The 26,756-nt window shown below is 33.0% G+C and carries 27 protein-coding genes; 23 read left to right on the top strand and 4 right to left on the bottom strand.

Annotated features, from left to right (window positions below; genetic code table 11):
- Window positions 1-25: 25 nt before the first annotated feature.
- Both AB9Q04_RS02480 and AB9Q04_RS02475 read right to left on the bottom strand, forming a co-directional pair.
- Window positions 26-226 carry a TrkA C-terminal domain-containing protein gene (locus tag AB9Q04_RS02480; RefSeq protein ID WP_410023921.1) on the bottom strand — a complete coding sequence of 67 codons (201 nt, stop codon included), beginning with the start codon at window positions 224-226 and terminating at the stop codon, window positions 26-28.
- Window positions 227-297: 71 nt separating this feature from the next.
- Complete coding sequence (locus AB9Q04_RS02475) at window positions 298-960, bottom strand: hypothetical protein (RefSeq protein ID WP_410023800.1); 663 nt, start codon at window positions 958-960, stop codon at window positions 298-300.
- A gap of 63 nt (window positions 961-1,023) precedes the next feature.
- On the opposite strand from AB9Q04_RS02475, the gene AB9Q04_RS02470 reads away from it, so the two are divergent.
- The 5 genes from AB9Q04_RS02470 to AB9Q04_RS02450 all read left to right on the top strand — a co-directional run bounded on the left by AB9Q04_RS02470 (window position 1,024) and on the right by AB9Q04_RS02450 (window position 6,076).
- The gene (locus tag AB9Q04_RS02470; RefSeq protein ID WP_410023799.1) at window positions 1,024-1,563 is read left to right on the top strand and encodes an ECF transporter S component; all 540 of its coding nucleotides are present in this window, start codon (window positions 1,024-1,026) and stop codon (window positions 1,561-1,563) included.
- A 42-nt stretch (window positions 1,564-1,605) separates the two neighbouring features.
- Window positions 1,606-2,025 carry a PPC domain-containing DNA-binding protein gene (locus AB9Q04_RS02465; protein ID WP_410023798.1) on the top strand — a complete coding sequence of 140 codons (420 nt, stop codon included), beginning with the start codon at window positions 1,606-1,608 and terminating at the stop codon, window positions 2,023-2,025.
- A 7-nt stretch (window positions 2,026-2,032) separates the two neighbouring features.
- Window positions 2,033-2,665 carry a CpXC domain-containing protein gene (locus AB9Q04_RS02460; protein ID WP_410023797.1) on the top strand — a complete coding sequence of 211 codons (633 nt, stop codon included), beginning with the start codon at window positions 2,033-2,035 and terminating at the stop codon, window positions 2,663-2,665.
- Between the two features lie 143 nt (window positions 2,666-2,808).
- Complete coding sequence (locus AB9Q04_RS02455) at window positions 2,809-4,356, top strand: AbgT family transporter (protein ID WP_410023796.1); 1,548 nt, start codon at window positions 2,809-2,811, stop codon at window positions 4,354-4,356.
- Window positions 4,357-4,528: 172 nt separating this feature from the next.
- Complete coding sequence (locus AB9Q04_RS02450) at window positions 4,529-6,076, top strand: AbgT family transporter (protein WP_410023795.1); 1,548 nt, start codon at window positions 4,529-4,531, stop codon at window positions 6,074-6,076.
- A 12-nt stretch (window positions 6,077-6,088) separates the two neighbouring features.
- Here the strand turns inward: AB9Q04_RS02450 and AB9Q04_RS02445 are convergent, their stop codons facing one another.
- Window positions 6,089-6,553: a DUF3021 family protein gene (locus tag AB9Q04_RS02445; protein ID WP_410023794.1), complete on the bottom strand. Its 465-nt coding sequence runs from the start codon at window positions 6,551-6,553 to the stop codon at window positions 6,089-6,091.
- Window positions 6,554-6,563: 10 nt separating this feature from the next.
- Window positions 6,564-6,923: a LytTR family DNA-binding domain-containing protein gene (locus tag AB9Q04_RS02440; RefSeq protein WP_410023793.1), complete on the bottom strand. Its 360-nt coding sequence runs from the start codon at window positions 6,921-6,923 to the stop codon at window positions 6,564-6,566.
- A 183-nt stretch (window positions 6,924-7,106) separates the two neighbouring features.
- Here AB9Q04_RS02440 and hemZ point away from each other — a divergent pair, with 183 nt between their 5' ends.
- The 18 genes from hemZ (at window position 7,107) to AB9Q04_RS02350 (ending at window position 26,746) form a co-directional block, all read left to right on the top strand.
- Entirely contained in the window at window positions 7,107-8,399 is a 1,293-nt protein-coding gene (gene hemZ, locus AB9Q04_RS02435; protein ID WP_410023792.1) for a coproporphyrinogen dehydrogenase HemZ, read from the top strand.
- Between the two features lie 24 nt (window positions 8,400-8,423).
- Window positions 8,424-9,836 carry a beta-Ala-His dipeptidase gene (pepD, locus tag AB9Q04_RS02430; protein WP_410023791.1) on the top strand — a complete coding sequence of 471 codons (1,413 nt, stop codon included), beginning with the start codon at window positions 8,424-8,426 and terminating at the stop codon, window positions 9,834-9,836.
- A gap of 133 nt (window positions 9,837-9,969) precedes the next feature.
- Entirely contained in the window at window positions 9,970-10,233 is a 264-nt protein-coding gene (locus AB9Q04_RS02425) for an HPr family phosphocarrier protein (protein ID WP_410023790.1), read from the top strand.
- Between the two features lie 141 nt (window positions 10,234-10,374).
- Window positions 10,375-11,106, top strand: coding sequence for a Fe-S cluster assembly ATPase SufC (gene sufC, locus AB9Q04_RS02420; protein WP_410023789.1), 732 nt, complete (start codon window positions 10,375-10,377; stop codon window positions 11,104-11,106).
- 3 nt (window positions 11,107-11,109) lie between these two features.
- Complete coding sequence (sufB, locus tag AB9Q04_RS02415; protein ID WP_410023788.1) at window positions 11,110-12,522, top strand: Fe-S cluster assembly protein SufB; 1,413 nt, start codon at window positions 11,110-11,112, stop codon at window positions 12,520-12,522.
- Window positions 12,522-13,562, top strand: a complete 1,041-nt coding sequence (locus AB9Q04_RS02410; protein WP_410023787.1) for a SufD family Fe-S cluster assembly protein — start codon at window positions 12,522-12,524, stop codon at window positions 13,560-13,562. Before sufB ends, AB9Q04_RS02410 begins: the two co-directional genes overlap by 1 nt.
- A 1-nt stretch (window position 13,563) precedes the next feature.
- Window positions 13,564-14,784, top strand: coding sequence for an aminotransferase class V-fold PLP-dependent enzyme (locus AB9Q04_RS02405; protein ID WP_410023786.1), 1,221 nt, complete (start codon window positions 13,564-13,566; stop codon window positions 14,782-14,784).
- Between the two features lies 1 nt (window position 14,785).
- A complete protein-coding gene (gene sufU / locus AB9Q04_RS02400; RefSeq protein WP_410023785.1) occupies window positions 14,786-15,205 on the top strand; it encodes a Fe-S cluster assembly sulfur transfer protein SufU in 420 nt (139 codons plus the stop codon).
- Between the two features lie 678 nt (window positions 15,206-15,883).
- Window positions 15,884-18,403 (top strand): ATP-dependent Clp protease ATP-binding subunit, encoded by a 2,520-nt coding sequence (locus AB9Q04_RS02395; RefSeq protein ID WP_410023784.1) that lies wholly within the window; start codon window positions 15,884-15,886, stop codon window positions 18,401-18,403.
- Between the two features lie 2 nt (window positions 18,404-18,405).
- On the top strand, window positions 18,406-19,578 hold the full coding sequence (locus tag AB9Q04_RS02390; RefSeq protein WP_410023783.1) for an ornithine cyclodeaminase family domain: 1,173 nt from the start codon (window positions 18,406-18,408) through the stop codon (window positions 19,576-19,578).
- Window position 19,579: 1 nt separating this feature from the next.
- Window positions 19,580-20,674, top strand: coding sequence for a putative NPN-dependent ornithine cyclodeaminase (locus tag AB9Q04_RS02385; protein WP_410023782.1), 1,095 nt, complete (start codon window positions 19,580-19,582; stop codon window positions 20,672-20,674).
- A gap of 272 nt (window positions 20,675-20,946) precedes the next feature.
- Entirely contained in the window at window positions 20,947-21,822 is an 876-nt protein-coding gene (gene larE, locus AB9Q04_RS02380; protein ID WP_410023781.1) for an ATP-dependent sacrificial sulfur transferase LarE, read from the top strand.
- A complete protein-coding gene (gene larB, locus AB9Q04_RS02375) occupies window positions 21,812-22,558 on the top strand; it encodes a nickel pincer cofactor biosynthesis protein LarB (RefSeq protein WP_410023780.1) in 747 nt (248 codons plus the stop codon). Before larE ends, larB begins: the two co-directional genes overlap by 11 nt.
- On the top strand, window positions 22,559-23,428 hold the full coding sequence (gene larC / locus AB9Q04_RS02370) for a nickel pincer cofactor biosynthesis protein LarC (protein ID WP_410023779.1): 870 nt from the start codon (window positions 22,559-22,561) through the stop codon (window positions 23,426-23,428).
- A gap of 2 nt (window positions 23,429-23,430) precedes the next feature.
- Window positions 23,431-23,859, top strand: coding sequence for a nickel pincer cofactor biosynthesis protein LarC2 (gene larC2, locus AB9Q04_RS02365; protein ID WP_410023920.1), 429 nt, complete (start codon window positions 23,431-23,433; stop codon window positions 23,857-23,859).
- Window positions 23,856-25,079, top strand: coding sequence for an ABC transporter substrate-binding protein (locus tag AB9Q04_RS02360; protein WP_410023778.1), 1,224 nt, complete (start codon window positions 23,856-23,858; stop codon window positions 25,077-25,079). Before larC2 ends, AB9Q04_RS02360 begins: the two co-directional genes overlap by 4 nt.
- On the top strand, window positions 25,066-26,025 hold the full coding sequence (locus AB9Q04_RS02355; RefSeq protein WP_410023777.1) for a FecCD family ABC transporter permease: 960 nt from the start codon (window positions 25,066-25,068) through the stop codon (window positions 26,023-26,025). The genes AB9Q04_RS02360 and AB9Q04_RS02355 overlap by 14 nt, the downstream gene beginning before the upstream one ends.
- Window positions 26,018-26,746, top strand: coding sequence for an ABC transporter ATP-binding protein (locus AB9Q04_RS02350; protein WP_410023776.1), 729 nt, complete (start codon window positions 26,018-26,020; stop codon window positions 26,744-26,746). Before AB9Q04_RS02355 ends, AB9Q04_RS02350 begins: the two co-directional genes overlap by 8 nt.
- Window positions 26,747-26,756 lie beyond the last annotated feature (10 nt).

The following is a 26,756-nucleotide window of genomic DNA, read 5'->3' as shown; positions in this document are numbered from 1 at the left end:
GCTCGTTTTTTATTGTATAAATTAATTATTGATGGTTTAAGTACGCATCTATTTGGAAAGTGTCCCTGGCATTGACTAGTACTGTAATTTTATCCCCTAGCAAAATTTTATCGTCTGCACTTGGGATAAATTCCATATTGTCTCTTTCAATAGATATAACTAGGACATAGGCTGGAAACTTTATTTCTCTTAGCTTCTTATCAATCACATCTAGTCCATCAACTATAGGATATTCTATGATTGAGTAGTCGGCTAAATCTTTTTCATGGCTTATGAGGAGGTTTTTATCCTTTTAAATTAATTTTTTGGATAAATACGATAATTTATACCATTTATCATTTCTACATCATAGGGGCTATCAGAAAAATATCCCTTTAAAAATTCATACCTATAATCATGGTAGCTAGAATTTTCTTCTTTTAAATTAATATTATCATTGTTGGCTACTTCAAAACTTTCGTGGTGGTCATGGTCATGGCCTCCAGCACAGGTATTGTCCCTTGCATCTTCTGGATTTATATTTTGATTTTCATATTTACTGTGAAGGTTGGTATTGGTAATTAGATATAAATCACCTTTTTCATCAACTTGAGCAGATAAGCCTCTATCACAAGGCATACCGTCTAGTAAAAGCATATTTAAATCACTAAATACGCTATTAAAATCATCAAAATTTTTGCCTTTAGCATTTTCTTTACCAAATTCATACATTTTTTCTTTGGTATTCTCGCTATTATTTAAGGCGTAGTTTAATCTATTTTCAACTACATCTATTTTTGAATCTAACCACCCATGGATATTAGCTTGGTCAATTAGATTTTCTAAAGGTTCTTTTGATACTGGTTTATTTAATTTATCAACCTCACTGGTATCACCTTCTAATAAATAATTTGTAATCTCATCTTGAAATTTTATTTTCTCATACATCATGTAATGTATTGGTCCTAAATTTTCGCTCATTGTATCACCTCATATTGATTTTACCGGAAGTTTATGTGTTATACTATTAACTTAGGAGGATTTATGAAAAAATTAACAACAAAAAAACTTACCTACGTAGGGCTTTTTGCTGCCCTTACCTTTGTATCTAACTATTTACAAATTCCCTTGGTAACTCCTTTTGGAAATACTCGTTTTCACCTAGGGAATGTATTTTGTCTTTTATCCGGTATTATTTTAGGACCGCTTTATGGTGGACTTGCGGCAGGGATTGGACCAACTTTATTTGATTTATTTGATCCTGTTTATTTTACATCTGCTCCAACTACTTTTATAAATAAATTTGCTATGGCTGCTGTTGCTGGCCTTATTTTTAATAAAAGAGCCAATAGAGAAAGCAAAGCAAATATTGTTCTAGCATCTATTTTGGGCCAATTAACCTATATTGTGCTTTATCTAGCAAAAACATTTATCAAAAATTATTACATCCTTAACCTAACTTATGAAGCTAGCATGGTAGAGCTGGTTCAAAAAGCGGGTGTATCCTTTACAAATGGAATAATATCTGTAATCTTTGCATCAATAGTAGCCATTCCACTATTAAAGGCAGTCAAATTTGAGTAGTTAACTTATTATTGGGTATCTATTTTCTTAAGAGGTGACTTTATGGATTATAGGAGATTTGATAATAAAATTGTACTTAGGCTTAAAAAAGGTGAAAAAATCATAGAATCCCTAGAAAAACTTGCCAATGAAGCAAATATCTCAGCAGCTCACTTTCAAGGAATAGGTGCTGTAAATGAATTAAAAATTGGTTTAATGAAGCCCGGTGATGATGACTATACTTGGGATATTTATAAAGAGAATTTAGAAATAACTTCATTAATAGGAAATATCACTGTCTTTGAAGGTAAGCCAGTGGTTCACACCCACATTACCTGTGCAAATGAGGATTCAAAGGTCATAGGTGGTCACCTAGGAGAAGCTACTTGCTCATTTACAGCTGAAATATTTATAGATATTATAGATACTAAATTAGAAAAAGAGACAGATCCTGAACTTGGAATACAAATTATAGAATTTTAGGTGGAATATGCAAACTAGAGAAAAAATATTTGGAATAACTTGCCCAGCTTGCGGCCAATCTTTTGAAAACGAACTAAACACTGCAGTATTTGCTGCTACAACTGATAGAGAATTAATACTCACTAACCAATTTGGCATCCAGCATTGCCCAAATTGTGGCCATGAATTTATATTAAATTATAGATTTGCCTATACTGATGATGAAATCAAATTCATGATAGTGAATGACCCACAATTTGTAGATAAAAAAGCTAGACTTGCCTTTGTATCAAGTTTATCCTTACTTGATGAGTACCATAAAGAAGAGCAAGAAAAATATCTTACAAGGATGACTAGTGATATCGAGGAATTACGTGAAAAAATTGTGATTTTTGAAAATTACTTATCTGATAAGGCCATTGAAATTATGAAATATATCCTACTAGAAAGTGAAGAGCTAGCCTTTAACCACGATGATGTACTTTCGTTTAGACTAGTAGATGGCAATACATTTTTAATCAAAACCACAGATGGTGGCGAATATACCCTAGCTTTTGTAAGAGAAGTTTATGATAAGATAATCGTCCAATATGAAGGTCTTTTTGCAAGCGAAAGGGCTGAGAAAATCGATAAGAATTGGGCCTACCAATTTTTAAAATAGCAGAAAAACACAAACTAGCCTTTGGCTAGTTTTTTTATGTTTAGTTTTAATATATCAATAATAATAATTATTATTTGACTATTACAAATTTTTTTTATAAAATATAAATATATTTTATAAAAATACATTTATATGGAGGTATTATGAATAATAAAAAAACAAATACCCAAGCTAATGAAACCAAAGGCTTTCTCGCGTGGGTTGAAAGGGTGGGCAATGCCCTGCCGCATCCAGCTATGATTTTTGTAATTATGCTTGCAATACTAGCTGTAATCGCACAAATTTGTTACATGAACAATGTATCTGTAGACTTTTTTGATGCAAGAGAGGGCAAGGTTGTAGAAATAGCAGCTATTCCTTTATTAAATGCTGAAGGAATTAGGCATATTTTCCAATCGGCCGTTACAAATTTTACAGGTTTTGCTCCTTTAGGAACAGTTTTAGTTGCTATGCTTGGGGTTGGAGTTGCTGAATATGCAGGATTTTTTGATGCAGGCCTTAAAAAGCTTTTATCAAATGTCCCATCAGTAGTACTTACAGCTACCGTTGTTTTTGTAGGAATTATCTCAAATATTGCATCTGATGCAGGCTATGTAGTTGTAATTCCACTTGGGGCTATGATTTTTCTTACAGCTGGTAAACACCCAATAGCGGGTCTTGCAGCAGCCTTTGCAGGAGTTTCTGGAGGATTTTCAGCAAACTTAATTTTTGGTCCAACTGATGCACTTTTATCAGGGTTAACCAATGAAGCACTTAGGGCCGCAAGCATTGATGCGACTATTGATGTTACAGGCAACTGGTATTTTCTGATTGTTTCTACCTTTTTTCTAACTCTTATAGGTACCCTTGTAACAGAAATGGTTGTAATTCCAAACCTAGGTGAGTACAAAAATATTGATGCCCACGATACAGAATCAACAGTTACAGATCTAGAGAAAAAAGGACTTAGAAGAGCTCTAATTGCCTTAATTATTTATTTGGTAATTTTAGGCTTAATGATGTTTCCTGAAAACGCCATTTTAAAAGAGGCAGATAAGTATGGGGATGTAAATATAAATAACTTCCTATCCCACGGCCTTATTCCAGCCTTATTTTTACTTTTCCTAATCCCAGGTCTAGTTTATGGTAAGACTGTCGGTACCATTAAAGATTCAAATGATTTAGTAAAAGCTATGACTGAATCCATGGAGTCAATGGGCGGATACCTAGTACTAGCATTTTTCGCTTCTCAATTTGTGGCACTATTTGCTTATTCAAATTTAGGAACAATTTTATCAGTAAACGGGGCAAACTTTTTAAATAGTATAGGTCTAAAAGGTATCCCACTTATAGTTATATTTATATTTTTAACAGGCTTTTTAAACTTATTTATGGGATCAGCCTCAGCAAAATGGGCAATTATGGCGCCAATTTTTGTACCAATGTTTTTTGAGTTGGGACTTTCGCCAGAACTAACACAAATGGCCTATAGGGTAGCAGACTCATCTACAAATATTATAAGTCCATTGATGAGCTATTTCGCAATGATTGTAGTATTTATGCAAAAATATGATAAAAAAAGCGGTTTAGGAACCCTTGTTTCAACCATGCTTCCTTATTCTATTGCATTTTTAATCTTATGGACAGCTTTATTAATAGCTTGGATGGTACTTAAGGCACCTCTAGGTCCAGGAGCAAGTTTATTCGTTTAAATCTAGACTATAAGATACACAGGTTTTCATTATTGAAAGCCTGTTTTTTTGTGCTAAAAATTATTAAGAGAAAATTTTTAAATTGACACTTGACTATTTACTTTTTTGTGATAAAGTATGAATTAATATAAAAATATTTTTATATTAATTCAATAAAGAATAAGGAGGTCTTATGACTGACAAAAACAAGCAAACTCAGGCTAAAAAATCCTCAGGATTTCTAGCGTGGGTAGAAAAAGTTGGTAACTCATTACCGCACCCAACTATGATATTTGTAATACTAATTGCAATTCTTGCAGTTGTAGCACAAATTTGTTATTTAAATGGGGTATCAGTTGAGTTTTTTGATGCTAGGGAAGGCAAAGATGTAACTATAGAAGCAATCCCGCTTTTAAATGCTGATGGTATTAGACATATTTTCCAAACAGCTGTCACAAACTTCACAGGCTTTGCACCCCTTGGAACAGTTTTAGTAACTATGCTTGGTGTAGGGGTAGCTGAGTACTCTGGATTTTTTGATGCAGGACTTAAAAAACTTTTATCAAATGTCCCATCAGTAGTTCTTACTGCAACAGTAGTTTTTGTAGGGGTTCTTTCAAGTATTGCAACTGATGCTGGTTATGTAGTAGTGGTTCCACTTGGCGCAATGATATTTTTAAGTGCAGGTAAACACCCTATTGCAGGTTTGGCTGCAGCCTTTGCAGGAGTGTCTGGAGGATTTTCTGCGAATTTACTTTTTGGACCAACAGATGCAATTTTATCAGGCCTTACAAATGAATCATTAAGCGCTGCAAACATAGATGTGGTTATTGATATAGCTGGTAACTGGTATTTCATAATAACATCTACATTTTTCTTAACTATAGTAGGTACTCTTGTAACAGAGCTTGTAGTTGTACCAAACCTAGGTACATATAAAAATACAGAAATAGATAATACAGGATCTCAAATTACAGAACTTGAGAAAAAAGGTCTTAATAGGGCAGTAATTGGTTTATTAATTTATGCAATAATTTTAGGATTTTTAATGTTTCCAGAAAATGCTATCTTTAAAGAAGCAGATAGCGCAGGGGAAGTTAACCTAACAAACTTCTTATTTCACGGACTTATCCCAGCCTTATTTTTACTTTTCCTAATCCCAGGTTACATTTATGGTAAAACTGTAGGAACTATAAAAGATACCACAGAACTTGTAGGGGCTATGACAGATTCTATGCAGGCCATGGGTGGGTATATAGTACTAGCATTTTTTGCTTCTCAATTTATAGCACTTTTCTCCTATACAAATCTAGGGACTATATTGTCTGTAAATGGAGCAAATTTCCTAAACTCTATAGGCTTAAAAGGAATTCCTTTAGTAATTTTATTTATAATATTAACAGGATTTTTAAACCTATTTATAGGATCTGCTTCAGCAAAATGGGCGATTATGGCACCAATCTTTGTGCCAATGTTTTTTGAGCTAGGTCTATCACCAGAACTAACTCAAATGGCATATAGGATTGCAGATTCATCTACTAATATTATCAGCCCACTTATGAGCTACTTTGCAATGGTAGTAGTATTTATGCAAAAATATGATAAGGATAGCGGACTTGGAACCCTTATTTCTACCATGCTTCCATATTCAATTGCATTTTTAATATTTTGGGCACTGTTATTGATTATTTGGATATTGCTAGGCCTACCATTAGGTCCTGGCGCTGGCTTATATGTATAATAAAAAACTGGCTTAATTGCCAGTTTTTTTAAGCCTTTTATTGATTTCTTTTATATCTTCTTTATAAGACTTATAAGATTTTAACCAGGAAATAAAGTAAATGCCTAGAAAAATCAGTAAGCTTATAATTATGTTTGCTAGATATGGACTAGACAGTATTTTAAGATAACTAAGCATTATGATAAAGGCAATTATACTAATGCCAAATGCTAGTATGGTTCTTCTTGCTAGGGACCATTCGTATTTTCTATAAATAAAGCTTACATAGTAGATGACTGTAGAAGTCAATCCCATTGCTAGACACGCTTTCAAGTAGGCTTCTGAGATAGTTTTGCCAGCTAGAAACTCATCTGCTATCATTGGTAAGCCCTCATATCCACTTAAATAAGATGGGATAAGATTTAGCAAAAATACGAATCCGATAGATGTCAAACTTATTTTTATTGCTTGAAATAAATTGTTTTTTCTTTCCCTCATAATTTCCTCCTTATATGCCCAATATTTCCTTTACTTTTTTAAGTGTTCTTCTAGATACGTAACAGACATCCCCATTCACCATTTCACAAGATATGGTGTTGATATAATCCAAATCAAAGCTTTTAGTTTTTTCTAGATTGATTATTTCACTATTTGATATACGAATAAACTTTTGGGAAGAAAGCCTATCTTCTACTTGGTAGAGGGCTAGTCTTAATAAGTATTTCTTATCCATAGTTACTGTAAATACTTTCTTATCACTCGCATAAACCCTAATTATGTCATCCGGGTCTATAAATTCTAACTTGCCATTATAAAAACCTGTTAGGACATTTAATGAAGAATTTTGTATCTTTTCTTTTAATTTCAACGCCTCTTTATCTACTTCAGGGACTAAGATTAAGACCTTTTTTTCTTTAAGGTTTTGTCCACTTTTATCTCTACATCCATATTCTGGCCCTCCTTATGCTTATATTATAAATATAAGTTTGGAAAGCTTCCATAGTTTTGCGATAAGTGGTTCAATACGGGGGATGAATGGTATAATCTTCCCATGAAAATTTACTTAACCAATAAGAATAAAAGAAAAATTGTATATGATATCTTAAATATATTTTATGATGATAAGGAAATAATTTTTGCCGATGATGGTGATCTTATTATTTTAGATGGTGAAATCAAATTTTGTGGGCATACTTATTTTTATGAGGATAATTATCAGCTTAAGGCTACATTGTATAACATACTAGTAAGAGAAACTGGTTATAAATCTCCCTGGGGCATGCTTACTGGGTCTAAGCCATCCAAACTTTTGCAAAAACAAAGTCCAAATCAGATAAAAGAAAAATATTTTGTTTCTGATGAGAAAATGGACTTGTTAATAGATGTTCAAAACGAGCAAAATAAGTTAGAATTTGATAAAGATAATTTTAATTTATATATCAATATCCCCTTTTGTCCAACTAGATGCGAATATTGTTCCTATCCAACCATAATAGGACCCAACCACGATAAGAGCGAGTATATTTCATATTTAATAAAAGAAATTAACGAGATAAATCTACCTCAAAATTTAGATACTATTTATATAGGCGGAGGAACTCCTTCTTATATTAGCCATGAGGACTTAAAAAAACTTTTATCTACTATAAATAGTAAATTTACCTATAAAGAATTTACCTTTGAGGCAGGTCGTGAAGATACACTCGATAAAGAAAAATTAGAAATCCTAAAGGTAAATGGAGTCGATAGGATATCACTAAACCCTCAAACCTTTAATGAAAAAATAATAAAATCTGTAGGTAGACTACAAAACATGGACCATTTTCTAAAAATGTATAAGTTGGCTCAAGATTTAGGATTTATAATTAATATGGATTTTATAGTAGGGTTGGTAGGAGAAACTAGCAAAGACTTTATAAAAAACTTTGATACTCTAGAAAAATTATCTCCGGGTAATATAACCTTTCACGCTCTAGCAACAAAAGCTGGCAGCAAGTATAAGGAAAAAAATAAAAAGGGATCCATAGATGGTGCCCTAGCTATAAGCGAAGCTATAAAAAAATTTACAGAAAAAAATTCTTACAAGCCCTATTACCTCTACCGCCAAAAAAATATTATCAGCAACCTAGAAAATATTGGCTATCAAAGTGGAAATACTGCTCAAAGATATAATATAATTATTAATGAAGAGATTGAAAATGTAATAGGCTTGGGTATGAATGCTAATAGTAAGCTTATGAATGGTAAAAAGTATAGAAACGACCGTAATTTACGTGACTATTATGAGCATATAAATGAAAGTATAGAAGCTAAAAATAAGCTGATTAATGAGTATAATAAATAATAAATAAAAAAGGAGGCTTTTATTATGGAAATTAAAGATTTAAAACCTGAACTTGTTTGGAAATTTTTTAGCCAGCTAAGTGAAATTCCAAGAGGTTCTGGGGATGAGCAAGCCGTTTCTGATTATTTGGTAAATTTTGCCAAAGAAAGAAACCTGGAAGTGCGCCAAGATGATGCCTTAAACGTAGTCTTTAAAAAAGATGCGACAGAAGGTTATGAAGATAAACCAACTATCGCTCTTCAAGGTCACATGGATATGGTTTGTGTAAAAGAAGATGATTCTGACCATGACTTTAGCAAAGACCCTATAAAATTATTAATTAAAGATGGTTGGGTAACAGCTGATGGAACAACTTTAGGTGCTGATGATGGTATGGGAGTTGCTTACATTTTAGCAATCTTTGATGATGAAGATGTAGTTCACGGCCCACTTGAAGCAATCATTACAACTGGTGAAGAAACTTCAATGGTTGGTGCAAATAAGCTTGATACTTCAGATATCAAAGCTGATTATTTAATCAACATTGATACAGAAGAGGATGGTATACTTACAATCGGCTGTGCTGGTGGTTGTGACTTAGAGATCAGCTTTAAAAAAGAAAAAGAAGCTGCCCAAGGCGAGTTTTTAAAACTTGATCTTAAAGGTTTTGAAGGTGGCCATTCTGGTATGGAAATCGATAGGGGACGTTTAAACACTATAAAAACTGTTGGTAGACTTTTAGCTGGTATTGATGGAGTACAAATTGCATCAATTAATGGTGGTGTAAAAAGAAATGCTATCGCATCAACAGCCCAAGTTACTTTTGCAGTAGCTGATAAAGAAGCTGCTAAAAAAGAATTAGAACAAAGAATTGCTGATGTCTTAAACGAATCAAAAGATACAGATCCAAATGGAAAAATCATCCTTGAAGATGCAAGCTTTGACGGGGAAGTATTAACAAAAGAACTTTCAGAAAATATTATAAATACCCTTTATACCCTACCTGATGGATTAATTAAAAAACATGAGGGCGAAATTATTTCATCTTCAAACCTAGGTATACTAGAAGAAGACGAAAATGAAGTGAGAATAGTATCTATGATTAGATCACAAATTGATTCTGCTAAATTTAATAGAGCAGCAATTTCTAAAAAAATTGCCGAACAATTTGGTGCTCACTGCGAAGTAAACAATCCTTACACAGGATGGCAAAGAGAAGAAACAAAATTAATAGACATTGCCAATGATATTTGGAAAGAGCAAACTGGATCAGAAATGACAGTGGAAACAACCCACGGTGGTCTAGAATGTGGTCTATTTAAAGGTGTCCTACCAGAAGTAGAAATGATTTCATTTGGTCCAACTATAGAAGGCGCTCACTCACCAAGTGAAAGAGTAAATATAGAATCAACAGAAAGAAATTACAAATTCTTAGTTGAACTATTAAAAAGAGCCTAATATCTACTAGAAGATCCACCCTGATGGGTGGATTTTTATTTTACTTTGCTAAAATAGCTCGGAAAATGTTTGCATTTTCACAAATTATATTGTAATATAATTACATAAGAAAAAACCTAAAAAAGGAGGTACTATGTACGAGCAAAAAGTCACACTAACTAATGAAATTGGCTTGCATGCTAGGCCTGCATCAATTTTTATAAGGGCAGCGGTGAAATTTCCATGTGATATTACAGTTGAAAGAAATGGAAGAAGCTACAATGCCAAGTCAATTATGTCAGTTCTTAGCATGAGTGCTTCTAATGGTGATGAGTTAACTTTAAGAGCTAGCGGAGATAACGAGGAAGAAGCAGTAAAAACTTTAGTTGATGTTATAGAAAATCAAATAAATAACTAATAAAAATATTCACGAGCCTAGGCTCGTTTTTTTATTATCTAAATAAAGGTACAATGTGTAAAGGATTATAATTGATAATTCCTAGTAAAGTAGTATATTTTAAATGAAATTTACTACTAAATTTATAAAGAAGAGGTACAAATGTCTGAGTTATTAAAAATTGAAAATCTCCATGTATCAGTTGAAGATACAGAGATTTTAAAAGGTATAGATCTAACAGTAAACAAGGGTGAGGTCCATGTTGTAATGGGATCAAATGGTTCCGGTAAATCAACACTTATGAATACAATCATGGCAAATCCTGTTTATGAAGTAACAGAAGGAAAAATTTATTTTGAAGGCGATGATATAACAGAAGAATCTGTAGATAAAAGAGCTCGCCGTGGAATCTTTATGAGCTTCCAACATCCTGATGAAATTCCGGGAGTAAAATTAAATGATTTCCTAAGAATATCTGAAGAACAAATTACAGGTGAAAAACCACAAATGCTAGCATTTTCTAAAAAATTATCCAAAGAAATGGATAGCTTAAACTTAGCTGATGAATATGCTGGTAGATATGTAAATGTTGGTTTTTCAGGTGGTGAACGTAAAAAATCTGAGATTTTACAAATGAAAATGCTTAAGCCAAAACTTGCTATGCTAGATGAAACAGACTCAGGTCTTGACGTTGATGCTGTAAGAATAGTAAGTAAGGGAATTGAAGATTATTTATCAGAAGATAATGCAGTAATTATCATCACTCACCACAGAGAACTTTTAGCAAATATAAAAGCTGACTACGTTCATGTCATAAAAGATGGTAAAATTGCCCACGAAGGTGATGCAAGCCTAATGGATGAAATCGTAGAACGCGGATACGAATGGGTGTAGACTATGCCAAGTAATAATATAGAAGAAAAATTAAAAGAACTTGATCGTGGGTTTTACGATTTTATAGATGAATTTACCTACGATAAGATAACAGAAAAGGGTATTAATGCTGATATAGTAAACGAGATTTCTCGTGAAAAAGGCGAACCAGATTGGATGAGAATTAGAAGGCTAAAATCATTAGAAATCTTTAATCAACTAGAAAATCCAACTTGGGGACCAGACTTATCAGAGCTAGATGTAAATGATATTACAGCTTATGTAAAACCAAAAACAGATAAAAAATCAAACTGGGAAGCCCTTCCTGAAGAAATCAAAGCAACCTTTGATAGATTAGGTATCCCACAAGCTGAGCAAGAATCTCTAGCAGGTGTTGGTGCCCAATACGATAGTGAGGAAGTATATTTTTCTATCCAAAAACACTTGGAAGACCAAGGTGTAATCTTTATGGACTTTGCAACAGCCCTAAAAGAACATGAAGACCTTGTTAAAGAATATTTTCAAAGAGCAATCCCACCAACCCTTCACAAATATGCAGCCCTACACGGTGCAGTATGGTCAGGTGGATCATTAATCTATGTTCCAGAAGGGGTAAAAGTAGATATTCCACTTCAATCATATTATAGATTAAACGCTCCAGGAGCAGGACAATTTGAACACACAATGATAATTGCAGAAGATAATGCAAAAGTTCACTTTATCGAAGGATGTTCTGCACCTAGATATAACGTAGTAAACTTACACGCAGGATCAGTAGAAATTTTTGTTGGGAAAAATGCAGAAGTAAGATTTTCTACCATAGAAAACTGGTCAAGAAATATGTATAACCTAAATACCAAACGTGCTATCGTTGATGAAGGCGGAAAAGTAATTTGGGTATCAGGTTCCTTTGGATCAAAAGTTTCTATGCTTTACCCAACATCAGTTTTAGCTGGAGAAGGTGCAAGCGCAGAATACACAGGAATTACTTTTGCATCTGATGGCCAATACATTGACAATGGATGCTCAATGATTCACCTTGCTCCAAACACATATTCAACAGCCCTTACAAAATCAATTACAGCTGGTACTGGTAAATCAATGACTAGATCTCTAGTTCAAATGAAGAAAAATGCCAAAGGCAGCCGTTCAACAGTAGACTGTGAAAACTTAATGCTAGGTGATAATGCTCAATCAGATACAATTCCAGTATTAGACATTAGAAACGATGATGTAGACTGTGGTCACGAAGCAAAAATTGGATCATTAAACCAATCACAAATATTTTATCTAATGAGCCGTGGTATTCCAGAAGATGAAGCAAAATCAATGATTGTTCGTGGATTTGCAGAACCAGTTAGCCGCGAGCTACCACTAGAATATGCAGTTGAAATGAACCACCTAATAGATATGGAACTAGAAGGAGCAAACGGTTAATGAGTAGACTAAATGAAATGAGAATGTATACTTGGAATTCCCAAGGGCTAAATTACGTTGATTCAAATGTTAGCCTAAGTGAAAAACAAGCATACTTTAAAGATAGTGAAGGCCAAGCCATAAAAGAATTAGATGATACTTTTAAGGCTTACGAATACGGTCTTTCAGATGAAACAAAAAATGAAAACCAAGAATTTAGAAACTTTAGTATCTACCGAGATGTAGATGGTAAGAAAGATTTTGAATCTATTGAGCTAAAACTTGATGATGAAAATAATATCCTAGTAGCAGGTATTGATATCAATGCCCGCGAAAATTCTGAATCATCATTTTTAGTATCAGCCCTAGGTGAAGGGGAAAATTTATATTTAAACTCACAAATTAGGGTAAATGTAGAAAAGAATGCTAGAGTAAAATTAGTTGTAGTTACAAACTTTGGTGAAAACTCAACCAACTTACAAGCTATAACAACAATTTTAGGTGAAGATGCCCTCTTAGATATTTCATACATTGAAATTGGAGCTGATTATTCAATAGTAAATGTAAAAAATATCTTAAAAGGAGATAGGGCTCAAGTTATCGAAGATGGAATTTACTTTAAAGAAAAAGACCAGTTCCTAGATATCCTTGCCAACAACGACCACTACGGAAATGATACTGATTCAGATGCCATGTTTAATGGAGCACTAAAAGATAATGCTCATAAAAACTGGAAGGGTGTTGTTGATCTAAAACACGGTTGCTTTGAAGCAGACGGTAAAATTGGGGACTACTCAATGATGTTTTCTGACAATGTAAAAAATAAAACTGCTCCAATCCTTCTTTGTGCAGAAAAAGAAGTAGCAGGAAACCACGCAGCAAGTGTAGGTAGATTAAATAAAGACATGTTATTTTACATCATGAGCCGTGGTTTTGATAAAAAACAAGCAGAATCAATGATGCTAGAAGCAACATTCTCAAAAGCCCTTGATAAGATTGAAGATGAATCTTTAAGAGATGAACTAAAACAAAGAGTTCGTCAAATGAATACAAGGAATTAAAATGGATATACAAAAAATTAGAGCTGATTTTCCTTACCTAGATAGCAAAAGTCTAGGTAAGGAGATCATTTATTTAGACACAGCAGCAACAAGTCAAAAACCAAAACAGGTTCTTGAAGCTGTTGATAAATACTATAAATACCAAAATGCTAATCCTCACAGGGGAGCCCACTATTTAAGTTATGTGGCAACCGAGGCTTACGAAAATTCTCGTGATTATATCAAAGAATACATAGGGGCAGCTCATCGTGAAGAAGTAATCTTTACAAGAAATGCCACAGAAGCTATGAACCTTATAGCTTATTCCTATGCCATGGATAATCTAGAAGAAGGCGATGAAATCTTAATCACCATCCTAGAACACCATGCGAACATAGTTCCTTGGCAACAAGTAGCTAAAAAAACTGGGGCAAAACTAGTTTATGCCTACCTAAATGATGACCACTCCCTAGACTATGATGATTTAAAATCAAAAATAAACGAAAATACAAAGATAGTTTCCTTTACTGGAGCTTCAAATGTAAATAGTGAAATCATCGATGTCAAAAAAATTACAGGATGGGCTCATGAAGTTGGAGCGATTGCCATTGTTGATGGTGCCCAATTAATCCCTCATCTAAAAACAGATGTAGCTGACCTTGATTGTGATTTTTTAGTATTTTCTGGCCACAAACTTCTTGCACCAATGGGTACTGGAGTTTTATATGGTAAAAAGGAAATACTAGAAGACATGGTTCCATTTAATACTGGTGGGGACATGATAGAATATGTTTACGAACAAGAAGCGACCTTTGCAGAGCTTCCTTATAAGTTTGAAGCAGGAACCCAAGATGTAGGTGGAGCAGTAGGACTTGCAGAAGCGATAAAATATATGGAAAATATTGGGGTTGAAGAAATCTACAACTACGAATCAGAATTAACTCGCTATGCCTACGGTTTAATAAAAGATATTCCAAATATCAAAATCTTCTATCCAGAAAATGCAAAAACTGGAGCTGTTTTATCATTTACCTTTGAAGATATCCACCCACACGATATTGCATCTATCCTTGATAGTAAAGGAGTTGCAGTAAGAAGCGGCCACCACTGTGCTATGCCACTTCACAAATATTTGGGAGTAAGTGCTACAGCGCGTGCAAGCTTTGCTTTTTATAACACCAAAGAAGAAGCAGAAATATTTGCAAAAGAACTTTTAAATGTTAGAAAGGTAATGGGTTTATAATATGAATATGGAAGAAATTTATAGTCAAATAATCCTAGATCATTCTAGAAACCAAGCCAATAAGCACGAATTAGCAGATGCTAACATCAAAGAACCAGGCCACAACCCATCATGTGGAGATGAAATAGTTTTAGAACTAAAAACAGATGGAGATAAAATTGTAGATGCAGCCTTTACAGGTGATGGATGCGCTATCAGCCAAGCAGCTACAAGTGTAATGTGTGATACAATCATTGGTAAAAGCAAAGAAGAAGCCAAAGAAATGGCTGATATCTATATAAGAATGATTAAAAGAGAAGAAGTAAGTGATGAAGAACTAGAGAAATTAGGAGATGCAGTGGCTTTTATGAATACTCAAAATATGCCCCAAAGAGTAAAATGCGCCCTACTTTCTTGGAAAACCCTCGATCAAGTTATCTAATATGAATAAAAATAACTTAGAGTATATGGAGTTTATAACAAGTGCTGTCACGGCAGCCTTACTTTACTTGTTAACATACTTACAATATCAAAAGTCCCGTTCATATTGGTGGATTATACTTATAGTATCTATCCTTATGACGGCAAATGCTTATTTAAAGTATAAAAATATAAATAAAAACTAAGGCTTGAAACCAAAGAGGTTTCAAGCTTTTTATTTGCATCTTTAATTTAGAAATATATTATATTTTTAATTTTGATAAAAAATAGACTAAATACTTAGCTTATATAATAAAATAAACAAAAAATATTGGAAATCGTTTTTGGTTGTGTTATACTACATATAGGCAAAAGCCAAACATAATGTTAGAAGAAGTGGTAATATTAGTAAGTTTAGAACTTATATCCTAAAAATCTATAAGCTAAATATGTTGTTAATGTTATAAGAGTACATACTAAATAAACTTAATAACGTACTTACTAGCTTAGTAAATATTTAGAATATCAGTTTTAACACTTAAGGATTTGGTTTCTGCCATGGCAAGATGTTTCTATACCTGGAGAATATTTCTATTTTTGGGTAAAAATTTATATAAGATAGGTAAATATTTATCTAACATTAAATTTTAACGCAAAAAAATATTGATGTTTTTCATGGCATTTGGAGGTAATTAACTTAATGGATATTAAAAAGTTTTCGCAAGCATCTGTGGATGTTATAAATCATGCAAATAAGATTGCAATTAGGTATGCAAATTCTGAGGTGACAGACTTACATTTACTTTATGCAATTTTGCAAAATCCTAACAATCAAATAGAAGAGTTTTTAAAAGAATCTTCAGTTAATTTCCAACAATTAAAAGATGACGTAGAAAATGCTTTAACTAGGATAAGAAGTGCTAAGGGTGTTACAAAGCTTTATGTAAGTAGGTCTTACCAAAAAGTTTTGCTAGTAGCTGAAGAATTGTCTCGTAATTTATTTGAAGAAAAAGTAAACCTTGACCATATTTTTCTAGCTTTACTAAAGGAAACAGAAACTACAAGTTCAAAAATTTTAAACCAACATGAGCTTAACTATGATGACTTTATGCAATTTGTATCTAGGAAATTTAATGAACAATTCCTAAATGGAGTTGCAAAAGAAACTATAGCTAGCCTTGAAAAATACGGTCGAAATCTAACCAAAGAAGCTATTGAGGGTAAGCTTGATCCAGTTATTGGTAGAGAAGAGGAAACTCGTAGTTCAATCCGTGTTTTATCTCGTAGGATAAAAAATAACCCTATCCTAATTGGTGAAGCCGGAGTTGGTAAGACAGCAATTGTTGAAGGGATTGTCCAAAGAATTGTAAAAGGCGATGTGCCTGACAATTTAAAAAATAGGATAGTTTTTTCCCTAGATATGACATCGTTAGTTGCAGGTACAAAATTTAGGGGAGATTTTGAGGATAGACTTAAAAAAATCCTTGAAACTGTAAGAGACTCAGATGGCAAAATAATCCTATTTATCGATGAGATTCACAATATCATCGGTGCAGGAAATACATCTGGAACTATGGATACAGCAAATATTTTAAAACCAATGCTTGCCCGCGGTGAAATTTTTATAATAGGTGCAACCACAACTGAGGAATACAAAAAGTATATTGAACAAGATGGGGCCCTAGATAGAAGATTTCAAAAAATTATGGTAGCAGAACCAAGCGTTGAGACATCTATTGCTATCCTTAGAGGTATAAAGGCAAAATATGAAAAACACCATATGGTAAAAATATCAGATACTGCTCTTGTAGATGCAGTAAAACTTTCAAAAAGATTTTTATCTTACAGAAAATTACCTGATGTTGCCATAGATGTAATCGATGAAGCAGCTGCATTAACGCGAATGACCAAAGATCAGAAACCAGTCGAAATAGACAACTTAAACCGCGCATTAATCCAGCTTGAGATGGAAAAAATTGCCCTAGACGACCAGACAGATAATATATCAAAAGATAGGATCCTAGATAAAGAGAATGAAATAGAGGATTTAAAAAAGACTCTAGAAGAAAAGACCCAGTTATATAACAAAGAAAAAGAAAGACAAGAGCAAATTTTACTATACGAAAAAGAACTTGAAGGCATTTTAAGTGATATAGAAATAGCTCAAAATGAGCATGATATTAACCAATTAGACGAAAAGATGAAGTCTAAGAAATTGGTAGAAGCTAAACTTGATAAGTTAAATAGTCAAGAAGCTTACTATCCACTATCAACTAGCGTAACAAGTTCTGAAATAAAAGAGATTATTTCTAAATTATCTGGCATGCCAAAGGTAAAACTACAACTAAACAAAATCGAAAACCTAGATGATATTAGGCAAAAGATGAAAAGTGAGTTTGTAGGTAATGATCAAATGATTGATAAAATCATAGATACCTATTTAATTTCTGAAGGTGGTTTATTTAATAGGAGCAAACCTATCGGAAGTTTCCTAATTGGCGGTACTGGCGCAGGCAAAAGTTATATAGCAGAGCTAACTTCAAAATATTTATTTGATGGAGATACTAGCTTACTAAGATTTGATATGGGTGAATTTACCGAAAAATCATCTGTAACAAAACTGATAGGAGCTCCTCCAGGATATGTTGGCTATGAAGTAGGTGGTGTCCTTACTGAGGCTATAAGAACAAAACCATATAGCGTTGTAGTATTTAATAATATCGAAAAAGCTAATATTGAAATCCAAAGTTTAATCTCACAAATCCTAAGTGAAGGTAAGCTAAAGGATAATAAAGGACGCAGTATCGATTTAAAAAATACTATGATTTTCCTGACCACTTCTGAAAATATTAAAGATAATAATTTAGAAAACAATATCTCGGGTATAAGTAATGTAGTGGATTATGTTTTTTATCTAAACGAACTAGAAAAAGATTCTATCGATAAACTAATAACTATCAACTTAGATAAGTTAGAAGATGATCTTAAAGAAAACCGTATCGAATTAGTATATGATGATAATTTTATAAAAAATCTAACCGCTTATACTATAAAAATGGATATGGATATTAGAGATATCAAAAAATTTATCGAACAAGAAGTTTATCTAGAGATAAGTAAAGAAATTTTAGCAACGAAGTCAGATAATCCATTGCAAATAAACCTAAAATTTGAAGATGAAAAACTAAATCTGACAGCAAAAGAAAAAAATTGGAGGTAAAAATGGCTTTTCAAGTACCAGAATATGTTAGTCCAAACTTTTCAGATGAAAAGTATCAAAATGCTCAGGATGTAAAACTAGGTAAAGTTGAAAAAGATGGTGTAGCACCAGATGAATTTTATCTAACAACTTACATGCCAACTTACTACAAAGTAGATGGCGAATGGGTATTACCAGAACACACATCAATTAACTGTGTAGCAGTTGTTGAAGGTAGTGATGTAGTTATCAAAGAAATTAGAGATTTAAAAGCAGGCGAAGAAGTTGTACTTAGAGGCGATGATGAAGCAGAAAGCGGAATTGTTGTTAATGCTGAAGGTTTCCCAGAAGAAGTTTACTCAAGACCAGGAAAATCAGTAGAAACATCTTTCTCAACCGATTATGACAAATTATTTGATTTAATGGAACATGAACGTGACAGCGAAGATGGATACATAGTTTGGGTTCTAGGACCAAGTGTTGTATTTGACTATGATACAAGAAATGCTTTAAATAAACTTGCAGAAAATGGATACATCAACTGCTTACTTGCAGGAAACGCTATGTGTACTCACGACCTTGAAGGTGGATTCCTACAAACAGCTCTAGGACAAAATATCTACACACAAGTAAACCAACCAATGGGTCACTACAACCACTTAGACTTACTAAATGAAGTAAGAGATGCAGGTTCTATAAAAGAATTTATCGCAGGTGGTAACGTAAAAGATGGTATCATCAAAACACTTTCTGATATGGATATCCCATTTGTACTATCAGGATCAATCAGAGATGACGGTCCACTTCCAGAAGTACACGGAGATACAGATGATGCTTTAAACGCTACTAAAAAAGAACTTGACAAAGCAACATTAGTTATCTGTATTGCTACAATGCTTCACAGTGTATCAGTTGCAAACTTAGCTTCAAGTTACAAAAAAAGAGCAGACGGAACAGTTTCACCAGTATACTTATACTCAATAGACGTTACAGAAAACGTAGTACACAAAGTAGGTGCAGCTAGAGAATACATGGGGTTTGTACCAATGGTAACAAACGTACAAGACTTTGTAGTTAACTGTGAAAAAGCATTAGTTTCTCCAGCTCAAGGAGTACTTTCTGAAGATATGGAAATACCAGAAACTGAACACGTACAAATAACAGGCCACAAAGAACAAAGCAAGGAGGAATTATAAGATGAAATTTGAAATGCCAAAATATCATCACCCTGATTTTGATCAAGATTTCTTGAAAAATGCCCCAAATGTTAAACTTGAAGAAGTAACAGAAGAAGGTATCAGCCCACGCCACTACCACGCACTTTCTGTATTCCCAGAATACTTTAAAGTTAATGACAAATGGGTACTTGCAACAGAATCTAGAATGGATACTGTTTGTGTAGTAAATGATACTCCAGGTGAAGAAAGTGTTGATATCGTTGAATTTAGAAACCTAAAAGTAGGCGATAAAGTAGCTATCGGACGTACAGAAGATGCTTCAGAAGGTATCTACGTATGGACACAAGGTTTCCTTGAAGAAGGTAGCGAAAAAGATACATTTGCTTTCCGTTCAGGACGTTCAAGAGAAACAGCTTTCTCAATGGACTATGATAACCTATACGAAGTATTAAAACATGAAAAAGAAAACAATGGTTATGTAACAATGGTAGTAGGTTCTGCTATTGCCCTTGATAGAGATGCTAGACTTGCTTTACAAAGATTAATTGAAAATGGATTTATCAATGCAATCTTCTGTGGTACAGAAACAGCAGCATTTGACCTTGAACGTGGTCTATATGGTACATCTTGGGGACAAGAACACTTTGAAAAAGAACAAAACTCAACAAGAAATCTTTTTGAAACAATCAACTTAGCTCGTAAATATGGCTCAACAAAAGCATTAGTAGAATCAGGACAAGTTAAAGATGGATTTATCAAAGCTTGCGTTGAAAATGATGTTGACTTTGTAATTGCTGGTACTATTCGTGATAGATTTGGTCTACCAGAAACTATCAACAATGTTTATGAAGCACAAGATGCTATGAGAGCTCACTCAAGAAAAACATCTACAATCATCATGCTTTCAGCAATCCTATTTACAATTGCAACAGGAAACATGACTCCATCATACAACGAATTTGATGGTGAAATCAGACCAGTTTACATGTACACAGTAGATATCCAAGAATTTGCTGTAAATAAACTTTCTGATAGGGGTACTGTAACAGCTGTTACTATGGTAACAAATACCCAAGACTTCATTAGAAACGTAGACAGAGCTTTAAATAACTAAAAGTTATTTAAATAGCTTTAAAAGAAGGGTTCCGTGCCCTAAGAATAAATAGATAAAAATTAATTATTTTTATCCATATATGATTCACATTAATAGGCTGATTTTTACACTTAGATTTGTAGAATCAGCCTATTTTCTTATTAAAAACTTTCTTTTGAAAAAAATTTACTAGTTAGGTTTTTTATTCAAACTATGATAAAATAATATTGTAGAATGTCAATAATGCTACAATTATACTTATATTTGTAGCTTGCTTATAGAAAGGATTTTTTATGGAAAGTACAGTAACAAGCATTAGTGCTGAAAAAAAAGAAAAGCTTGATAGTATAATAAAAGAATTGCTAAAAGAAAAATTTGTTTTAGCATTTTCAGGTGGTGTAGATAGTACACTTATTTTAAAACTTGCATCTGAATTAAGAGAAAATCGTGATGACGTAGTTGCTATGACATTTGTAACAGAGTTTTCTCCTAAAGATGAATTAGATGAGTGTGTAAGACTAGCTGAAGAAATGGATGTAGAACTTACAGTAGCAAATGTAAGTATTATGGATAATGAAAAACTACTTAACAATGTAAACTACAGATGCTACCACTGTAAAGGTGGACTTTTTGAAAACTGCTTTAACCTAAAAGATGAACTTGGCTATGGATACGTAGTTGATGGAACAAACTTAGACGACTACCAAGTATTTAGACCAGGTATTAAAGCGCTAAAAGATTTAGGAGCTAGATCACCACTTTATGAAGCAGGACTTAGCAAAGCAGAAGTACGTGCTTATTCAAAAGAGTTAGGCATAGAAACTCACAAAAAACCATCAAAACCATGTATGGCAACAAGATTCCCATACAATACAAGAATCGACATTGATATGTTCCCAATGATTGAAGAAGCTGAAAATTACTTAGAAAGCCTAGGTTTTGCCGTAAATAGAGTAAGAATTTACGGAGATAACACAAGAATTGAAGTAGAAAAAGAAAAATTAGGCCAAGTATTTGAACACGCTGATGAAATTGTAAAAAAATTCAAAGATTTAGGATTTAAATACGTAAATATCGACCTAGAGGGATACAGATCAGGTTCTATGGATGAAGTTGTAGATGAAAATTTAAAAACAGAAGTAAATCCATGGTTAGCTAATGAACAATAAAGAATTTTTAGAAAAAATAAAAAATAATGAAATATCTATAAACGAAGGTCTAGACTACCTAAAAGATTTTAACTATAAGGACCTAGACTTTGCAAAATTAGATTTTCAAAGAAAAGAACGCCGTGGTTTCGGCGAAACAATATTTTGTGAGGGCAAAGAAGACTTTGCCCTTGCACAAATTTATAAGTCTTTTAGTGAGCGTAAAGAATCCGTAATTGGAACAAGGGCTACTCCTAACCAATATGAAAGAGTCTTAGAACTAGTACCAGAAGCAACATATGATCCAACAGCTAGGATAATTTCCCTAGTTTATGAACAAACTCCAAAAATTGGTAATATTGCCATTTGTACTGGTGGAACAGCAGACTTAAAAGTAGCTGAAGAAGCAAGGATAACTGCTGAATTTTTTGGGGCAAATGTTACTAAGTTCTACGATGTAGGAGTATCTGGCCTTCATAGATTAACTTCAAAAATAGATGAAATAGCAAAGGCAAATGTAATAATTGCCATTGCTGGTATGGAGGGGGCCCTACCAACTGTAATAGGGGGATTAGTAAATAAACCAATTATGGCTGTACCAACATCTATTGGTTATGGAGCAAATTTTAATGGTCTTTCAGCCCTACTTACTATGTTAAATACCTGTGCTGAAGGGGTAAATGTAGTAAATATTGATAATGGATATAGTGCAGCCTACAATGCTTGTCAGATTAATAAACTAATTGAGGAGAAGTAAATGGATTTATACTTTGAAATGAATTCCGGTATAGCAGGAGATATGACAATCGCAGCCCTACTTGACTTAGGAGCTAGCAAGGAAAAATTAGAAAAAGCTATCGAGTCTTTAGGAATCGATGGTTATGAATTAGTTTTTGATAGAAAAATCAAAAATAATATAGATGCTAATAACTTCGATGTAATTTTAACAAATGAGGGCCACCACCACGATCATGGACATGAAGGTGAAAAAACAGAAAATGATAGCCATGATCATGAGCACAGCCACGATCATACCCATGAACACGTGGATGAAAATGGTAATACTTATACTCACTCTCATGGAGTAGATCATCATGGCCATAGGCATTTAAAAGAAATTACTGAATTAATTAATAAGGCAGATATATCTGAAAAGGCAAAAAAAGATGCCCTAGGTATTTTTGATATAATTGCTGATGCAGAAGCAAAAGCTCACGGCATAGAAAAATCAGCAGTCCACTTTCACGAAGTTGGAGCAGTAGATTCTATAATTGATATTATAGGCACAGCTGTTTTAATAGATGATTTGGGAGCTGAAAATATTTATTTTTCAGACCTAAGCGAAGGCTATGGCTACCAATATTCATCCCATGGGCAAATGCCTATTCCAGTACCAGCAGTAGTAAATATCCTAGCTGGGTCAGATGTAACTTTAAAGTTATTAGATGAAGAAGGCGAACATGTGACTCCAACAGGAGCAGCTATAGTTAGATATTATGATAAAGGCGAAAAAGTTGATAGTTTCAAGGTAAAAAATATTGGCCTTGGAGCTGGTAATAAAGATTTTGCCAAATATACTAATATTTTACGAGTAATGGAAATAGAAACTAGTAAAAAAAAACATTAGAAATATTAGAAACTAATATAGATGATAGCACAGGCGAAGTTTTAGGCTTTATAGTAGATGAATGTATGAAATATGCCCTTGATGTATTTTATACACCAATTTATATGAAAAAAAATAGACCGGCCTATAAGCTATCAGTCATTTGCGATGTAGAAAATGAAAAACTTATAGAAGATATTATCTTTAAACATACGACGAGTATTGGTATTAGAAAAATTCCTATTACAAGAGATATACTAGATCGCAAAAAAGAAGTACTTACTTATGAGGGTGGAAAGTACAATTATAAAATTGTAAATCATAAAGGTGAAAACTATGTCTATCCAGAATTTGAATCAGCCAAAGAACTTGCTCAAAGTAAAGGTATAGGTATAAAAACTGCTTTTGATTTATTAAAAATATTATATGATAAAGAAAAGGAAGAGATATGAAATATTTCAAAACTTTACTCTTATCTTTAGCTTTAATCTTAGCGGGTTGTTCAAGTAACCAAGAAGTTAAGCCAGAAGAATCAACTGTAACAGAAGAGCAGGCAGAGACTAAAAGTGACTTAAAAGAAGCAGAGAAAGAAGAAAAAGAAGAATCTACCTCACAAAAAGAAGGTTATCCAAAAACTATTACCGATTTGTCGGGTAATGAAATTACTTTAGAAAAACCATTAGATAAGGTAATTATCCAAGGATCCAGCTCAGGTGGGCCATTTATGACAATGATGTACTTAGATAAAGATAATTTCTTATCAAAAATCGCAGCTATGGATGATAGTGTAAAACTAGATCGCAACGATTTTTATACACGTTTAGAAAAAGTAATGCCTGAAATAGAAGAGGTCCCACGCATTGCAAACTTTATGGATAACGATTTTTCATATGAAGCTATCCTAAATACAGATGCGGATGGAATAATTGCGCCAATCGGTTTTAAAACACAAATAGAAGCTATCCAAGAGAAAATTGATATCCCAGTTTTTTATGTCGACTATCATTCACAAGAATTTGACAAACATATAGCTTCTACAAAACTTATAGCAGATGTAACAGGTTTAGATAAGAATCTTGATGAATTAATTGATTTTTATACCTCAAAGGTAAGTCCGATTATCGAAAGAAAATTTGATGAAAGCAAAAAACCAAAAGTATATGTAGAACATGGATACGAAGGTGAAAAAGAATACGGTAACTCTTACGGATCAAATAAGATGTGGGGCAAAATTGTAGAAGATTGTGGAGGACACAATATAGGTTCAGATGCATTAGGAGCTGATGAAGCTATCCCACTTGCAAGTGAATTTGTATTATCAGAAAATCCAGAAAAAATTATCTTAACAGGATCTCAATGGATAGAAAAACCTCACTCTATGAAAATGGGTTATGACACAACAGCTGATTGGGTTCATGAAAAAATTGATAAATATAAAACTCGTCCAGGTTGGTCTGATTTAGATGCTATGAAAAATCATGAAGTATATGTAATTAGCCAGCAGCTAGTACGAGATATGAGTGATTTTTACGCTTATGAATACCTAGCAAAAACTCTACATCCAGATATATATGGTGATTTAGACCCTGATAAAGATTTAAAAGAGTTTTACGAAAAATTTATGCCGATTGACTTAGAAGGAACGTGGTCCTATAAATATGAAGAGAAGTAAGAAAATAGTTTTTTCTATAATTCTTTTATTAATAGCAAGTATAATAGACCTATTTATTGGTGATAGTAAGATTGTCCTAACTGATATTTTAAACTTAAATGAAATTCAAAGAACAATTTTATTTGATATTCGCCTTCCAGAAGTTCTTACAGCTATAGTTGTGGGACTTTCTTTAGGACTAGGTGGGGCTATTATGCAAACTATTTTAAATAATCCCTTGGCAGATCCCTTTACTCTAGGGATATCTTCAGCAGCAGGATTTGGGGCAAGTCTATTTTTAATCTTAGGCTTATCCCTATCCTATGTTGCCTTTGGGTCTATTATATTTTCTTTAATATCCATGTTTTTTGTATTTTACATATCAAAAAAGAAAGCTATGAATACTGAGGATATGATTTTAGCAGGAATTGCTGTAAAATTTTTCTTTGACTCTCTAACTTCACTTTTACAATATTTGGCTACAGACGAAGCCTTAGCTTCTATAGTATTTTGGCTATTTGGTAATGTTACAAAGACAACTATGAAAGAAATACTTTTAATCTTAGCATTTTTTGTATTTATCTTAATAATGTCATTAAAAGATGCCTGGAAGCTTACTGCCATGCGTTTTGGAGAAGATAGGGCAAGGGCTATGGGAGTTGATACTAAGAAACTAAAGGTAAAAACTTTTATCTTGGTTTCAATCCTTGCTGCAATTTCTGTTTCATATGTAGGAATCATAGGTTTTATAGGAATTCTTGCTCCACACTTTGCTAGACGCTGGGTTGGTGAAGACCAAAGATATTATTTAGTTTTATCAGCTATTATAGGTGGCATGCTTTTAGTAGCATCATCTATGGTTACTAAAGTCATAAAACCTGGAGTTGTAGTTCCTATAGGTATTATTTCATCATTAATAGGCCTTCCACTTATATTTATAATATTGTTTGGAGTCAAAGATGATTGATATTAAAAACCTTACTATAAATTATGATAAAAAAATTATTGATGATGTGAGCTTTAATATAGAACCTGGCAAACTCCATGTACTTATGGGAAGAAACGGAGCTGGTAAATCATCTATCCTAAATGCTATTAATGGCTTAGTTAACTATGATGGAGAGATAAAAACAGACGGCAAAATTTCTTACCTAAACCAAAATATAAATACAAACGTCAATTTTACCGTTTTTGAAACTATTATCCTTGGTAAGGTAAAAAGTCTTAACTTTAAAGTTAGCAAAGAAGATATAAAAGATACTTATGAGATTATGGATCTTTTAGAACTTAGAGAATTTGAAAATAAGAAATTAAATAAAATGAGCGGGGGAGAAGTCCAAAAAGTACTCATTGCCCAAGCTCTTATAAGTAAACCAGACATTTTATTATTAGATGAACCAGTAAGTGCCTTAGATTTACACAACCAATATGAAATTTTGGCTATAATAAAAAAACTAACCCATGATTTAAATCTAACTACCCTCATAACCCTCCACCAAATGGAACTTATAGAAAAATATGCTGACAATATTATTTTAATAAATGATAAAAAAATATATGCAATTGGCAATAAATACAAGATATTTACCAAAAAAATGTTTGATGAAGTTTATAACATAGATGCAAAAATTAATAAAGTAGATAATAATTTGTTATTTTTATTTAATATTAATTCTAATTTAGGGTAAATATATAAAT

Source organism: Anaerococcus groningensis, assembly GCF_046365465.1.
GTDB lineage: Bacteria > Bacillota > Clostridia > Tissierellales > Peptoniphilaceae > Anaerococcus > Anaerococcus groningensis.
This window is presented reverse-complemented; position numbering and strand designations above follow the sequence as displayed.